Origin of the sequence: Bifidobacterium pongonis, from assembly GCF_019331805.1 — a bacterium.
In the GTDB taxonomy this organism is placed as follows: Bacteria; Actinomycetota; Actinomycetes; order Actinomycetales; family Bifidobacteriaceae; genus Bifidobacterium; species Bifidobacterium pongonis.
In genome coordinates this window covers 55,407-71,004 of the sequence record NZ_JAHBBE010000001.1, presented here as the reverse complement: position 1 = coordinate 71,004, position 15,598 = coordinate 55,407, and the positions used below count along the sequence as shown (strand labels likewise).

At 61.9% G+C, this 15,598-nt stretch carries 13 protein-coding genes; 4 read left to right on the top strand and 9 right to left on the bottom strand.

The window, feature by feature from the left end; translation table 11 throughout:
• Positions 1-206 precede the first annotated feature (206 nt).
• Entirely contained in the window at positions 207-1,679 is a 1,473-nt protein-coding gene (locus KIH75_RS00255; protein WP_219054941.1) for a metallophosphoesterase family protein, read from the top strand.
• Between the two features lie 85 nt (positions 1,680-1,764).
• On the opposite strand, the gene KIH75_RS00250 is transcribed toward KIH75_RS00255, so the two are convergent.
• The 3 genes from KIH75_RS00250 to KIH75_RS00240 all read right to left on the bottom strand — a co-directional run bounded on the left by KIH75_RS00250 (position 1,765) and on the right by KIH75_RS00240 (position 5,110).
• Positions 1,765-2,646, bottom strand: coding sequence for a MetQ/NlpA family ABC transporter substrate-binding protein (locus tag KIH75_RS00250; protein WP_219054940.1), 882 nt, complete (start codon positions 2,644-2,646; stop codon positions 1,765-1,767).
• Positions 2,647-2,907: 261 nt separating this feature from the next.
• Positions 2,908-4,185: a methionine adenosyltransferase gene (gene metK, locus KIH75_RS00245; protein ID WP_219054939.1), complete on the bottom strand. Its 1,278-nt coding sequence runs from the start codon at positions 4,183-4,185 to the stop codon at positions 2,908-2,910.
• Between the two features lie 178 nt (positions 4,186-4,363).
• On the bottom strand, positions 4,364-5,110 hold the full coding sequence (locus tag KIH75_RS00240; RefSeq protein WP_219054938.1) for a class I SAM-dependent methyltransferase: 747 nt from the start codon (positions 5,108-5,110) through the stop codon (positions 4,364-4,366).
• Between the two features lie 881 nt (positions 5,111-5,991).
• Here KIH75_RS00240 and KIH75_RS00235 point away from each other — a divergent pair.
• Positions 5,992-7,233, top strand: coding sequence for an MFS transporter (locus KIH75_RS00235; protein WP_236027934.1), 1,242 nt, complete (start codon positions 5,992-5,994; stop codon positions 7,231-7,233).
• 23 nt (positions 7,234-7,256) lie between these two features.
• Here KIH75_RS00235 and KIH75_RS00230 read toward each other — a convergent pair whose 3' ends face one another.
• Positions 7,257-7,877, bottom strand: a complete 621-nt coding sequence (locus tag KIH75_RS00230; RefSeq protein WP_219054936.1) for a DUF5701 family protein — start codon at positions 7,875-7,877, stop codon at positions 7,257-7,259.
• Positions 7,878-7,925: 48 nt separating this feature from the next.
• Positions 7,926-8,090 (bottom strand): hypothetical protein, encoded by a 165-nt coding sequence (locus KIH75_RS00225; RefSeq protein WP_219054935.1) that lies wholly within the window; start codon positions 8,088-8,090, stop codon positions 7,926-7,928.
• A 246-nt stretch (positions 8,091-8,336) separates the two neighbouring features.
• On the opposite strand from KIH75_RS00225, the gene asd reads away from it, so the two are divergent.
• Positions 8,337-9,431 (top strand): aspartate-semialdehyde dehydrogenase, encoded by a 1,095-nt coding sequence (asd, locus tag KIH75_RS00220; RefSeq protein WP_219054934.1) that lies wholly within the window; start codon positions 8,337-8,339, stop codon positions 9,429-9,431.
• 328 nt (positions 9,432-9,759) lie between these two features.
• Here asd and KIH75_RS00215 read toward each other — a convergent pair whose 3' ends face one another.
• From KIH75_RS00215 to dnaX, 4 genes are all read right to left on the bottom strand, one after another.
• The gene (locus tag KIH75_RS00215; RefSeq protein WP_219054933.1) at positions 9,760-10,323 is read right to left on the bottom strand and encodes an ACT domain-containing protein; all 564 of its coding nucleotides are present in this window, start codon (positions 10,321-10,323) and stop codon (positions 9,760-9,762) included.
• 42 nt (positions 10,324-10,365) lie between these two features.
• A complete protein-coding gene (locus tag KIH75_RS00210; protein ID WP_219054932.1) occupies positions 10,366-11,130 on the bottom strand; it encodes an aspartate kinase in 765 nt (254 codons plus the stop codon).
• 189 nt (positions 11,131-11,319) lie between these two features.
• Entirely contained in the window at positions 11,320-11,922 is a 603-nt protein-coding gene (recR, locus tag KIH75_RS00205; RefSeq protein WP_219054931.1) for a recombination mediator RecR, read from the bottom strand.
• 3 nt (positions 11,923-11,925) lie between these two features.
• Complete coding sequence (dnaX, locus tag KIH75_RS00200) at positions 11,926-14,766, bottom strand: DNA polymerase III subunit gamma/tau (protein ID WP_219054930.1); 2,841 nt, start codon at positions 14,764-14,766, stop codon at positions 11,926-11,928.
• A 211-nt stretch (positions 14,767-14,977) separates the two neighbouring features.
• Here dnaX and KIH75_RS00195 point away from each other — a divergent pair, with 211 nt between their 5' ends.
• Entirely contained in the window at positions 14,978-15,583 is a 606-nt protein-coding gene (locus tag KIH75_RS00195; RefSeq protein ID WP_236027930.1) for a TetR/AcrR family transcriptional regulator, read from the top strand.
• Positions 15,584-15,598: the final 15 nt, after the last annotated feature.

Sequence of the window (15,598 nt, the reverse complement as noted above, 5' to 3'; positions counted from 1 at the left end):
TGCCGGATTACCCGGCCATCAGTTTGTTACGCGCATGTTACTTATGCGCTGCGGCCAATCCTAGCGGCTCCTCACCCCAATGCTTACCCGTGTTTCGTGATATGGCGGAATATCTTCACCAAGGTAAGGAATGGTGCGGGAACCGCCGCCGATTCCCGCACCGAATCGCCGCATATCGCGGCCCGTCAACCACTACAGTTGGTGATATGAATCTGCGTTTCCGCGACGACGGCAGCTTCCGCGTGCTGCAATTGGCCGACATCCAAGACGGCCCGAAGGTCAGTCCCGATACGATCCGGCTGATCGAGGCCGCGATCCGTGAGGCCGATCCCGATCTGATCGTACTCACCGGCGACCAGATCCGCGGTTACGACCCCGCCTACATCGACACGTTCCTGCGTCGCCGCGGCGAACGCCCCGGTGCCAGGCTGCGTGCGGTGACGAAGCTTGAAGCGCGATTGCAAGGCATCAAACAGCGCCTGCGCCGCGGAACCGACGCTGGTTCCGCAATCGACAGGCTACTGGAGGAGACCCGTGGCAAGGTGCGCGGCACCTTCGGTTCCTTCCTGAAACCGGTGACGGATGCGGGCATCCCCTTCGCCGCGACATACGGCAACCACGATTTCCAATGCGGCATTCTCGCCGACGAACAGGACGACATCTACCGTGAATTCCCCGGATGCCTGAACCCCTCCCCCGGTTCGTCGCAGCTCGCGCCGGAACCAGGCACTTTCGCACTGCCGATCGAATCCTCGGACGGGTCCGGGCGCATCGCCATGAGCGTGATGCTGCTGAATTCCGGCGATTATGCGGAGGATGGCGGCATCGGTGAAGCCGACGAAAGCGAAATCGGCGGTTCCGGCACTTCCGGCACCTCCGGCACCTCCGGCACCTCCGGCACCTCCAATGGTTCCATGGCGTCCTACATCGACTACACGGCCAACCCGCACGCTTGGGATCTGGCCGATTCGGACGGGTATGGCACGCCGACGCAGCAGGCCATCGACTGGCTGGGAACCGTGCAGCGCGAACTCGGCGCACGCAACGGCGACGGCGAACCCGTGCCGGCGATCGTGTTCCAGCACATCCCCCCGCAGGAATTCTACGATTGCCTGAAGGAAGTGCCCATGTGGACGCCGAACGCGGTGGAGGGCACGCGCGGGTATGCCGGGCGATGCTACACGCTGCGCACGGAGATCTGCCGGCCCGGGTCACGGCTGGGCGAAGGCATCGGCTGCCCGGACACGAACGCCGGCGAAGTGCATGCGATGAACGATGCCGGCGGCTATTTCGCACTGTACTGCGGGCATGATCACAAGAATTCCTTCGTCGCGCATGCGCATGATCTCGACCTCGGCTATTCGCCGACCTGCGGATTCGGCTGCTACGGCCCGAAATCACGGCTGCGCGGCATACGGTTCTTCGAATTCAACGAGCGCAATCCACGCGGATACGTCACGCGCGTACTGACTTGGGGCGAGCTGATCGGACGATACTCCAGCAATGAGGTGAGCGTGTTCTTCGGCGACCATTGCGCGACGGACCTGACCGGCATCCGCAACGAGCTGCGCCGCCCGCAGGTGTTCGCCCTGCTGACCGGCCTGCTGGGGTTCAGCGCGCTCACCATCATCCGCACGCTTTTCGGCGGCGGCCGGAGGCGCGGCGAAAAACGTCGATAAGAGCGGAAACAAGAAGTGCGCCCGTCGGCATAACCGGCGGGCGCACCCCGTTTCAGCATCTTCCGCGCTTTCGCATCCACCCGGATCAGTAGGTGAACGCCGGAACGATCGCCCCCTTGAAGTTCGTCTCGATCGCCTTCGCCACGCGCTTGGAATGGTACGCCTTGATGACCTTGGCGTACGCCGGGTCATCCTTCTTCGCCGTATTCGCGACGAGAATGTTGATATACGGCTTGAACGCCTCATCCGTCAGGGAGATCTTCGGCCGGTACAGCGCGGAATCGAGTTCCCTGCCGGCATCGATCACATAGTTGTCGTTGGTGATGCCGGCCGCGTAATCCGGCAGCAGATTGAGGATGGTCGCCGCATCATTGGGCTTGATCTTGACGCCGCTCGGATTCTCCGCAATGTCCTCCAGGCCCGGGTTCGCCTTCGTGCGGTCCTTGAGCTTGATGAGTCCGGCGGAATCCAGCACCTTGAGCGCACGACCGAAATTCGTGGCGTCCTCCGGGATCGCGATCTGGTCGCCGGGCTTGAAATCCTTCAGGCTCTTGTACTTGTCGGAGTACAGGTTGAGCTCGCAGATATACGTTTCGGCGATCGGCGTGAGCTTATAGTCGTTCTTGGCCTTCTCGTCGTTGAAGTACGCGTAATGCTGGAACGCGTTGAGGTCCACCTCGCCGTCGGAGACCACTTGGTTGAGTATCGCGCCGTCCCTGAAGGCCTTCGTCACGATGGTGATCCCCGCCTGCTGCGAGTCGAGTTCCTCCTGCACCGCATCCCATATGGGTTTCTGCGATTCGCCGGTGATGCCGACGGTCACGACGCGACTCGTGTTCTTCGCGGCCGACGCGGTGCGCACGATGTTGGTGCCGATGACCGCGGCCACAACGACCAGTACAGCGACCAGCGCGATGATGAGATTCCGTCTCGCCGCTCGGCGGGAACCTCGTATTGATGTTGCCATGATGTTTTGCTTTCTCTCTACGAATGGATTGATAGAAAACGCCCATCCGCACCCCTTCATCTGCGGATGGGCGTTATGCCGGCAGCCGGCCGATCAACAGCGACGGAAGCCACTGGCTTCTCGGACGGCTGCCGACTGAATGTCACCGCGTTCCGTGTGCCCCTTCACACGACTTCACGTGATCCCGCATGTTTCCGTGCAACGCAATGCAACGCAACACAACGCGGTTCGGATCAGCGCGAATCAACGCGGACCAGCAGGTCAGTGCACGAGAATCTCCGCCTCGCGCACAATGGCGTTCGCCTCCGCAACCTCATCGGTTTCGGCACCGGCATCGGCGCGCTCGCCGATCTGCTTGACCGCGGCCTGCAGAGCCTCGACCTTGTCGAGACGCTCCCAGGTGAAGTCGGAATCGTCGCGTCCGAAATGACCGTATGCGGCGGTCTTGTAGTAGATGGGACGTTCGAGATCCAGCTGATCGATGATGGACAGCAGTCGGAAGTCGAACACCTGCTCGACCGCCTGCTGGATGATCTGGCGCGGCACGGTCTGCGTACCGTAGGTTTCCACATCGATGGACACGGGAGCGCCCTTGCCGACGATGAATCCGAGCGTCACCTGCGCCTTGTGCGCAAGCCCGGCCGCCACGATGTTCTTGGCGGCCCAACGGGCGGCGTACGCTTCGGAACGGTCGGCCTTGTGCGGGTCCTTGCCGGAGAAGGCACCGCCGCCGTGCGAGCCGATGCCGCCGTACGTGTCCACCACGACCTTGCGGCCGGTGAGACCGGCGTCGGAGTGGGGGCCGCCCTGGATGAACGGCGTCCTGTTGATCACGATTGTGGCGTGCGAATAGTCAAGACCAAACTCGTCGAGCACGGGGACGAGCACCTCGTCATACACCCTGCGACGCACCTCGTCCAGCGGGATGTCCGGCCTGTGCTGCGTGGAGATCAGCACGGCTTCGAAACGCAGCGGCGTGGAGAGGTCCTCGTTGTAGGCGACGACCACTTCGGTTTTCCCGTCGGGGCGCAGCTGCTCGATCGTGCCGTCCTTACGAACCTGCGCGAGACGACGCGCCAGCTTGGTGGCGGCGACGTACGGCAGCGGGAGGTATTCCGGCGTCTCGTCGGTCGCATAACCGACGACCAGTCCCTGATCACCGACGAAGGTGTCATACAGGTGATCACGCTCCTCGGGCGTGTACGCGGTTTCCTGGCCGTAGTCGCCCAAATCGGAGGAGAAGTCGCGCGGCCACACGTTGTTGATGATGCCGGCGCCCTTGGGGTCCAGGCCGCTGTCGGCGTCGGTGTAGCCGATTTCGGCAATGGCCTGACGTGCGATTTCGCTGTGGTTGAGCGTGAACGGCGCGGAGATTTCACCTTCCAGCGCGATCAGCCCTTCCTTGACCACGGTTTCGACGGCCACACGCGAATCGGGGTCGCGGGCAAGGTAGGCGTCGACGATGGCGTCGGAGATCTTATCGGCGACCTTGTCGGGATGGCCTTCGGTCACGGATTCAGAAACGAGATAACGGGTCATGGGATACTCCTCAAAAAAAATGAAATTAGACGAATAAAATGAATGTGTTGAATGGTAATGGGTATGCGCAGCCGGCCTCCACCGCCGCCCGGCACCGCTTATGCGAACCGTTTTCCATACGAACGGCATGTGCGCACGGCGGCAAGGCGGCGAAGGAACGGCTACGCGGAAGGAACGGTTACTTCGCGGGCTTGGTGGCGATAATCGCCACATAATTGCCTTTGCCGTACCCAGCGATGGGGTCTTCGACGTGGTCATCCTGATAGGTCGCGTTCGCGAGCACCGTCTGCTTGAATTCAAGGTCGGTGAAACCGATACGCCGCAGCAGATCGATGTAGAACGTGGTCACATGCCAGTTCGGCTTGTACGTGGGTACGCCGCCTTGCGCGATATCGAAGAACGCGGTTCCCGACAGCAGGTCGGCGTACGGCGAGCGGTCGATATCGGGATGGTTCTGGATGGTGAACAGGATGATGCCCAACGGACTTTCCTTCGGCACGTCGGACAGAATCAGACGGCCTCCCGGTCGCAGCGCATCATAGTTCTTACGCAACGTGGTTTCCAGATCCTCATCGTCGATGAACCCATGGCTGGAACCGTTGTAATAGATCGTGTCGAATGACTGCGGTTCGTACGGGTAATCCTCGGCAATGCCATGCCAGACGTTGAATCCCTTGGATTGCAGAGCGGGAAGCAACGCGTCGGACGGTTCGATGATCTCGTCCACGCTGAACCCGTACCGTTCGCGCAGGGCCTCCTCGACATCCCCGGTTCCCGCCCCGATGGACAGGGTGCGGCCGGGAAGTCTGGTGGTCAACGCCGCCCAGATCAGGCGCAGCCTCGATTCGGTGACATTGGGACGTTCGGTGTAGTGACGTTCGAAACGCTGGTATTCAAAACCGTCATTGCTGCCGTCAGTGGTCATGATGATCCTTTGCATATGGAAGGCGGGGCCGCGGCGGACCAAGCCGATTTTGGGTATGGCTTCGCCCAGTACCGCGGCGATCCGCGAAAGAATATGGGAATTGGGCATAGTGCACGTATGCCCGGAAACGGGTGCGACCCGGGTGATGTGAGAACGGAAAATGGGAATGGGTCAGGCGCGCCGACTCAGCGAGCCGCGGGACCCTCGGCCATCATGGCCATCATGGAACCCATCATGCAACACATTCGGTTGATTCCTTCGGTGGAATACGTCATCATCATACGAGACATGTCGGTAGGCTCCTTTCTTATCGATTGCCTTCGGCTTCCGCCGAATCGGTATGGAACGACCGGACATCCAACATTCCGGTCTTATCGTGTGCGAAACCGGTAATCGAACTGGTGTGAGCACGAAGAAAATCGTTAATCCCCTTCTCGTGCATCTTTCGCAACGATGGTGATATCGTAAGCACCCAACCGCAGCGAGCGCAAGCGTGTGGATAAAGGTGTTGTTGATACCGGGTCATAGAAAAACCATAGAAAGGCATTGTGGCCGGGAACCGCCCGGTTGCGGCTCCGCCGTCGCGCCGCACGCCTGGTCGCACTTCCTTACGCGCACCTCCACGGCCCGCGCGATACCGCCAATCAGGCGAGCGTTCACCCACCGTTCACCAGCATGCGCACACGCTCCCAGTTTGATGGGGGACAATGGTGCCCGACACCGACGAACCGCGCGGAAGGACACGCATGGCGAACAGCGCATCCACTCACAGCACCACGGCCGGCACGGCCAGCAATACCGGAGACGCCGGCAGCACCGGCAGCACTCCGAGCGGCGGGAGCGCCGGCAATCCGTCACCTTCGCGCACAACGGCACCGAGCATGAAGTTCACCGCGCGGGAGAAGAAATGGATCGTCTACGATGTGGGCAATTCGGCGTTCGTGCTGCTTTCGACCGCGGTGGTGCCGATCTACGCGAATTCACTGCTGAAAGCCGCGGGGCAATCCAATATCGTGTCGACCTGGGGGTATGCGCAGACGATCGCCTCACTGGTCATTGCCGTGCTCATGCCGCTGCTGGGGTCCATCGCCGACGTGCAAGGCATGAAGATCAGGTTCTTCACCGGTTTTCTGCTGACCGGCGTGGTGATGTGCTGCGCAATGGCGTTGCCGCTCGGATGGCTCGCGTTCCTCATCGTCTGCATACTGGCGACCATCGGTTTGAACGGTTCGCTCACCTTCTACGATTCGATGCTGGTCGACGTCACCACCGATGAGCGCATGGATCGCGTGTCCTCGCACGGCTACGCATGGGGGTACATCGGTTCGACGGTTCCGTTCATCGCATGCATCGCGCTGATTTTCGGCGGTCCGGCGCTGCTCGGCCTGCCTACGGTGCTGTGCACGCGCATCTCGTTCGTGATCACGGCGGTATGGTGGGTCGCGTTCACCATCCCGCTGCTTACCAGCTACCGTCAAACGCATTACCGTGCCACGCGCGATCAGGCGGGCGAGGCGATCCGCGGCACGTTCGGCGAGCTGCGTTCCACATTCCGCGCCATTCGTACGAACAAGCCGCTGTGGATGTTCATGCTCGCGTTCTTCTTCTATATCGATGCGGTGAACACGGTGATTTCGATGAGCACGTCGTATGGCACGCAACTGGGCATCGATTCGACGCAGCTGGTCGCCGCACTGTTGGTCACGCAGTTCGTCGCGTTCCCGTGCGCGATCATCTACGGCAGGCTCGCCGACCGTTTCGGCGGCAAAACCATGATCGTCGCCGCGGTGATCGCCTACCTGTGCATCGTGTTCTTCGCGGCGTTCTTCCTGCGTACCGCCACGGAATTCTGGATTCTCGCGATTCTCGTAGGCATGTTCCAAGGCGGCATCCAGGCCCTGTCACGCTCGTACTACGGCAAGCTCATCCCCAAGCATCACGCCAACGAATACTACGGTTTTTACGATGTGTTCGGGAAGACGGCTTCCGTACTGGGCACGTTCCTGGTGGCGACCACCACGTCGATCACCGGCAATGCGTCGATGGGTGTGCTGTCGATTGCGATTCTGCTGGCGTTGGCGCTGGTGTTCCTGCTGGCTCAACGTGATCCGACGCGGGACTAATGCGAAAAGGTTGACAGGCAGCATCAGTGGAACAGACTGACGCCACGACGGGCGACGCAATACGCGTTACCCAGCCAGGTGTGACGGGAATTCGGCCACACCGCGCCCAAACGCGGCGCATTCTGACTCATCCAGATGCTCGGCACGCGCCCATCCGTGGAACGCGATCCGAGCAGATTGAACCCGTTCTTGACCTCCAGCCAATCGGGATGCTGCGTGGCGATGGCAAGCCCCTCCTCAAGTGTGAGCGGAAGGCGATCATCGGCGTCGATGAGTTTACGGGCCACATCGGGTTCACGATTGATATAGCAGGTGCCGGTATGCGGTTCGACAACGAGATAGAACGGACCTTCCGGCGGTTCGAACCCGTCCTGGGGAAGGAAGCTGGCGATATCGCGCGGCGGCATGGTAGTGAATCCCGCCATGCGGTTGATGGAAGTACGGGCGATCAGGGATTCGGGAGACACCAGTTCGCGCGTGGGCACCAGCAGAATATCCTTGCCCAAATCGCAATGCTCCAGCGCATTGATAAGCGGATTGGCCAATGCCCGGAAGTCGTCGGCCGCCATATCGGCCACGTCCGGATACCCCAAGGCGACGATGCGATCAAGCTGTTTGCGCGCTTCTGCTGATGCGATTGACATGGTTCCAGTGTACGCGAGCGCTTCACCCAAAGCGCGAAGCCGCGTCGGCTACGCCCATTGCGGTTCTCTCCGCATAAGCTCCTTCATCTCAGCGGGAACGGGCTCGTCTAGTTCGTGAAGCAACGCATCGAACGATTCATCCTCAAGTTTGAGCGAGGATGCTCTCTCCATGCCGAGATTCCTTGCATTGATGCGTTGTTCGCCCCAACTCATATTCATGCTCCATATCATACGCTCGCGAAACATCATTCACCGTTTTCATCGGTACGTTTGCCCGGACGCCCCGATTCCGACGGCACTCGGCGCAGACCAGCATACGGATAGCGGAACCGGGTTGTTCCACGGATTACGTAAGATAAAACAACGCGTGTGGCCGCCCACGGAGTCGTTTTGGGCCGGCTGGTCGACCTCAAGCGTGCAATCATACGAAACCGTTCCAGCATTAAGCGAGAGGTTGTTATGTCCGAAAAGATTAAGGTCGGCATTCTCGGAGCTACAGGCATGGTTGGTCAGCGCTTCGTCACGCTGCTCGAAAATCATCCGTGGTTCGAATTGGTCACCCTTGCCGCGTCCGCGCACAGCGCCGGCAAGACCTACGAAGAGGCCATCGGCGGTCGCTGGAAGATGGAAACGCCGATGCCGGAATTCGTGAAGAACATGGTCGTCAAGAACGTGGCCGACGTGGAAGACGTGGTCAAGGACGTCGATTTCGTGTTCTCCGCGGTGAACATGCCGAAGGACGAGATTCGCGCCATCGAAGAGGAATACGCGAAGACCGAAACCCCGGTCGTGTCCAACAACAGCGCGCACCGCTGGACCCCGGACGTGCCGATGGTCGTGCCGGAGATCAACCCGCAGCATTACGAGGTCATCGAACACCAGCGCAAGCGTCTCGGCACCACGCACGGCTTCATCGCCGTCAAGCCGAACTGCTCCATCCAGGCGTACACCCCGGCTCTGGCCGCATGGCAGGAATTCGAACCGCGCGAAGTCGTGGTGAGCACCTATCAGGCCATTTCCGGCGCGGGCAAGACGTTCAACGACTGGCCGGAAATGCTGGGCAACATCATTCCGTTCATCTCCGGCGAGGAAGCGAAGTCCGAGAAGGAACCGCTGAAGGTCTTCGGCCACGTGGATCCCGACAAGGGCGAGATCGTGCCGTTCGACGGCCCGCTGAAGATCACGTCGCAGTGCATCCGCGTGCCCGTGCTCAACGGCCACACCGCCACCGTGTTCATCAACTTCGGCAAGAACCCGACCAAGGACGAGCTCATCGACCGTCTGGTCAACTACACGAGCAAAGCCTCCGAGCTGGGCTTGCCGCACGCGCCGAAGCATTTCATCCAGTACCTCACCGAGGACGATCGCCCGCAGGTCAAGTTGGATGTGGACTACGAGGGCGGCATGGGCGTTTCCATCGGCCGTCTGCGCGAGGATTCCATCTTCGATTGGAAGTTCGTGGGTCTTGCCCACAACACCCTGCGTGGTGCCGCCGGAGGCGCTCTGGAAAGCGCGGAAATGCTGAAGGCGCTGGGCTACATCACCAAGAAGTGATTCGGTGATTCGCGGCGATGCTGTAACGCGCCGCGTTTAGCCGTGCTTAGCCACGTCTAGCCGCGTCTAGCAGGCGCGTTCGCATCAATACGTCGCATTTGCGGGGGCCGGGTCGGGAAACCGATCCGACCTCCGTTTTTGCGTTTATACGGCTGATACCGCGCAGCACAGTCTGCGGGATGTGATGCGCGGCGCGATGTGCAGCGTGCCGCGCCGCATGATGCACGCCAACGCGCGAACGCACAAACGCGCTTACACAAGACTTGAGGCGGGCCCCACGCGTCTGCGCGGAACCCGCCTCAAGCGGAACGTCGAATCGGCCCCAGAATCAGCGACCGGTACCGCCGTACACCACGGCTTCCACCTGATCGGCATCGAGACCGTACGCGGTGTGCAGCGCCTTGACGGCGTCGTTGAGCTGATCCAGCGGCACCAGGGCGGCGATACGAATCTCGGACGTGGAGATGATCAGCACATTGATGCCCTTGTCACTCAGCGCGTTGAAGAACTTGGCGGCCAGACCGGAATGGGTCTTCATGCCGACGCCCACCACGGCGACCTTGCCCACGTTGGTGTCGATGTCGAAGGACTTGTAGCCGAGCACGTCGTGTCTTTCGATGAGAATCTCACGGACCTGCTTGACCGCGGCTTCAGGCACGGTGAAGGAAATATCGGCGGTGCCGACGGAAGCGCCCGCCTGCACGATCATGTCGACGTTCACGCCGGCCATGGCCAGCTCAGTGAACACCTTGGCGGCCATGCCGGGCTCGTTCGGCACGCCACGCACCGTGGCCAGAGCCTCGCTGCGGTCGTGGGCCACACCGGAGATGACCGGCGCCTCCGGGCCGAGGTCGGGGAACAGGTCACCCATGGATTCGTTCTTATCGCTCATGTTCTCTTGCCTTCGCTTCTGTTGGGATGGGGATTTCGTTGACTAGTCGAGGTTCGGCAGCGTGCGCGGGTCCACACCGTTCGGCACGACCAGCGTGCCCGGCCTGTGGGAGAAGGACGAACGCACATGCAGCGGCATGTTGAAACGCTGGGCGTATTCGACGCAGCGCAGCGCAAGCACCTTCGAACCGCATGCGGCCATTTCGAGAATCGACTCGTAGTCGATGCACGGAATGCGCTTGGCGGTGGGGACGATGCGCGGATCGGCGGTGAACACGCCATCCACATCGGTGTAGATCTCGCACATGTCGGCGTCGAGGGCGACGGCCAGCGCGACAGCGGAAGTATCGGAACCGCCGCGACCGAGCGTGGTGGCGTCACCATTGGCATTGATGCCCTGGAAACCGGCCACGATAGCCACATCGCCTTCGTCGAGCGCATGCTTGACGCGATCGGGCTTCACGGACTTGATGTGCGCGGCACCGTATCGTGCATCGGTGAAGAAGCCGGCCTGCTGACCGGTGAAGGAATGTGCGCTCGCACCTTCGGCGTGGATGGCCATGGCGAGCAGGCTCATGGAGATGCGCTCGCCGGCGGTCATCAGCATGTCCATCTCGCGCTCAGGCGGGTTGGAATCGATGCTGAGGGCCTGCTCGATAAGGTCATCGGTCGTATCACCCATGGCCGAAACGACCACGGCGACGGAATTGCCCTTCTTTTTCGTCTCCACAACACGGCGGGCGACGCGCTTGATGGATTCGGCGTCGGCCACGGAGGAGCCGCCGTATTTCTGCACGATGAGAGCCACAGTTGTCCTATCCTCTATCCGAAAATTTCAAACCTGCGTCTCATAGTACGCAAGTGTGACGATTATATGGAGACGCATATTACCGTTATTCTCTCCGCTCACGATTTGGGACGGTGTGACAGGGTGAGTCCGAGCACACAGATGCCGGATCGGGGGTCGGACTTAGGACTTCGCGCCCGGGACTTACGCTCAGGCTTCGCGCCTGCCGGACAGCGCTCGTCCGAGCGTGATCTCGTCGGCGTATTCGAGATCGCTGCCCACCGGCAGACCGCTGGCCAGTCGCGTCACCTTCAATCCGACCTGGCTGAGCAGACGGCTCAGATAGCTGGTGGTGGCTTCGCCTTCGATATTCGGGTCGAGTGCGAGAATCACCTCCTTGACTTCGCCGTCCCCCAGTCGTTCCAGCAGTTTCGCGATATTCAGGTCGCTCGGGCCGACGTTCGCCATGGGGTTGATGGCGCCGCCGAGCACGTGGTACAGGCCGTGGTATTCGCGGGTACGTTCGATGCTCATCACATCCTTGGGCTCCTCGACCACGCAGATCATGCTGCGGTCGCGGCGCGGGTCGGAACAGACCGGGCACGGCGATTGTTCGCACACGTTGCCGCATACTTCGCAGAATTTCACCTTCGCCTTGACTTCGGCGATGGCGTCGGCCAGATCGGCCGCCTCACGTTCGTCGCTGCCGAGGATGTAGAAGGCGATGCGCTGGGCGCCTTTCGGCCCGATGCCGGGCAGTTTGGAAAACGCGTCGATCAACCGTTGGATCGCACCATCGTAGGCCAATGCCATGCGTCACTCCTCCGTATGCTTCGTTGTCTGATGCGCGTTGCGCGGGTTCCGTGGGTCGTCGGCCGCGAATTCCTCGACCTTTTTGACTTCGAACAGGCGTTTGATGTCATCGGTGCTCATGGCCGTGGCCGCGCCCAATGACTCGTCGCTCATCGAATATTCGTCCTCGTCGGCCGCGACCTGCGGCTGCGTGGGCGGAGTGGCCGCCGCCATCGCCCACGGGTCGGGCTCGGCGGGTGCCATCGGTTCCGGGCCCGGTTCCGGCTCCGGCATGGGTTCGGCCGGCGGCGGAATCGGCGCGCCCGCCATCTGCCATGGATCGTCGGACGGGTCGGCGGCGGAGGGTGCGCTCTGCTGGTTCGACCTGCCGGACTGGTTGGCCTGATTCGGCTGGTTGGACTGGCTTGGCTGATGCTGTGCGCCGGTGTTCGCTGCGGAAGCAGCTTGGGCGGCCTGAGTGGTCTGGGCAGCTTGGGCGGCGGGAGGCGTAGCCGGGGTGGCCCACGGGTCGATGCCATCGCTCAAATCCGGCACCGCGACATGCTTGCGGTGTTCCTCAGGCTGGCTGTTTTCCGCGTTTTCCTGCTGGGGAACGACTTGGCCGGATGCCTGACCATGCGGCTGCGGCGGCACCGCCCACGGGTCATCGTCCGCTTCCGCTTCCTGCGCGGCCTGGCGTGCCGGAGCCGCTGCGGCGGATGACTCGGATTGCGCCGAATCGGCGGTCTGGGGAACGGCCCAACCGTCCACCGTCTCGTTGGCGGCGGAAGTTGAATCCTGCCGCAGGCTCACCGGTCTTTCCGGGGCGAATCCGTCAAGCGATCGGTGCGCGTCGGCATCGTCGGCCGCTTCCCCTTGCGCTCCCGACGCCTCGGAAGCGTCGGAACGTTCGCGGGACGCCGACTCCCCGGCGCTCTCCCCCCATTGTGAGGTGTTCGCCGTGGCGGATTTCAGGTTCTCCTGCAGCAGCTGGGTCTTGATGCGTTGCTGTTCTTCCGCGGGCAGCTGTTTGAACGCGGGCGCTCGCACGCCGTCATCCGTGAGCTTGGTGGGGGCGATTTCGGTGTGTTCGCCGAATGCCTTGCGTACTTCGGCACGCACGATGTCGACGACCTTGGTGGTGCCGTCGACCGTTTCCTTCGCAACGCCCAGGGCGAAGGCGTATTTGCTCAGTGCCTTGTCGAATTTCAGCCACAGGCGCATCTTCCCGGTGCTCGGCTGCGGCGCGTACTTGATGCGCACCACTTTGTCGCGGGACACGTATTTGCGCACATCCTGCGGAAGATCGCGCACGAGCACATCCCACTTCTCGTCCGGGGTACGACCGTCATCAGCCGGGCTTGCGGTTTGCGGGGCTGCAGGCGCCTGTTGGGTGGTTTCGGCCTGCGTCTGCGGCGTGGAAGCAGCGGGATTCGCCGTATTCGAAGTGACTGCGAAACCGGATGCGTCGAGCTGCGGTGATGCGGGCTTTGCCTGGGCGGCGTTCGCGCTCGAAGCTTGTTCCTGACCGTTCCCCTGACTGTTCCCTTGGTTGTGTTCCTGGTTGCGCGAGGCACCGGCGAAACCGCCGTGCGCGGACGCGGAAGAGGACGTTTTCATGTTGCGCGATGCGCCGGCGAAGCCGGAATGCCCTCCTGCGGGAGTGGCATGTTGCGCGGCGCCGGAGGCACCTGCGGAGGCACCTGCCGGCTGCGCGACGGTAGGCGCACCGGCGGAGGCTGCATGACCGACCCAGCCGTTCTCGCGCTCGGCGAGCAGACGCGCGGCCAGCAGTTCCAGCCTCATACGCGGCGAAATGGCACCCGTCATATTGGCCAACGTGGAGTTCATCGTATCGGCCATCACCGTGAGGGCGTTCAGGCCGAGCGCTTCGGCCTGACGGCGCAGTTCGGAAAGATCCTCGCCTTCGGCGGAATCGGACAGCACGCTTTCCGCACGATCGCCCGCCAAGGTGAGCACCATGAGGTCACGCACACGGGCCAGCAGGTCTTCAACGAAGCGACGCGGGTCGAAACCGCCCACCACGACCTTCTGCACCACGTCGTACAACGCTTCGCCGTTGCCGTCGATCACCGCGTCGATGCCCTGACCGATCAGCGCCTCGGGCGTGAAACCGAGCAGCGCCACGGAAGCGTCATGCGTGATGACGCCGTCGACGGATCCGATCATCAGCTGATCGAGCACGGACAGGGTGTCGCGCATGGAACCGCCGCCCGCGCGCATGGCCAGCCTGAGCACGCCGGGTTCGGGCTTGATGTGCTCCTTCTCGCAGATCTGTTCGAGATACGGTCCCATAACCTCCTGCGGCACGAGACGGAACGGGTAATGGTGGGTACGCGAGCGAATGGTGCCGATCACCTTGTCGGGTTCGGTGGTGGCGAAGATGAACATCACATGTTCCGGCGGTTCCTCGACGATTTTCAGCAGCGCGTTGAAGCCCTGCGGGGTGACCATATGCGCCTCGTCGAGGATGAAGATCTTGTAGCGGTCGCGGGCCGGGGCGAATCCGGCGCGTTCGCGCAGTTCTCGCGCATCGTCCACGCCGTTGTGCGAGGCCGCGTCGATTTCGACCACGTCGATGGAACCGGGGCCGCCGGTCGCGAGATCCTTGCAGGATTCGCATTCGCCGCACGGGTGTGAGGTCGGGCCCTTCGCGCAGTTGACGCAGCGGGCGAGGATTCGCGCGGAGCTGGTCTTGCCGCATCCACGCGGCCCGGAGAACAGGTAGGCATGCGTCAGCTTGCCTTCGTCCAACGCCCGCATCAGCGGCACGGTGACCTGCTCCTGTCCAATAACGCCTTCGAACGTATCCGGGCGATAACGACGATAAAGAGCCAACGCCATATTTCTCAACACCTTCCGGTACTAGCCAGCGCGCATCGCGTGCGCACCGCCACCTTACTGCATTCCCGTCCCGGCACCTTCATGCCCCGGCGAAGCATGCGAACCTCACGCATACCCACCTTACTGATTTCCGCACATCGACACCATCGGCACGGCGGCACGGCGGCACGACCCAGCACCGCCACCGGCGGTATCCCGTACACTGGAACCTATGAGTTCCGGCAAAACCCCGATGCCCAATGGGAAGGGCGACGTGCGACGTGCGACCATCGTGCGCGCGGCGCGTGACATCTGCGCGGAGAAGGGTTTCTCCAAGGTCACCGTCAGCGACATCGCGAACCGGGCGCACATGACGCGATCCTTGTTCTACCACTACTTTGCCGATAAGGACGAAGTGGCCGATGCCGTTCTCGACGATGTGGTCGGGAGCATCCTCTCCCAGATGGAAGAGTGGAACGACAGCCGTGAGGATGGCGATATCGACGGAGCGTTGAACGATTTCGTCGCGCTCACCCGCAGACTCATTGTGGACGAAAGCCCATTCTCGGACCGTCTTGTTCAGGACGGCAACGCCGCACTGTACATCCGGTTCCTCGACCGGGTCACCGATCGTATCGCCGACCTGCTGCAACAGACTACGGCGCGTGATTTCGAGGAACGCCACGATATGCCGATCGTCTGCGTGCACGAAACGTTCGTCATGCTGGTTTCCGGGGTGATTTCGCTTATCCGCTCGCATCCCGACGTGTCCAATGCCACGATCAAACGGCTTATCGCGCAGACCTTGCATCTGAACGACTACGTGCGTTTCGACTGAGCCTGGTTCGTCGTG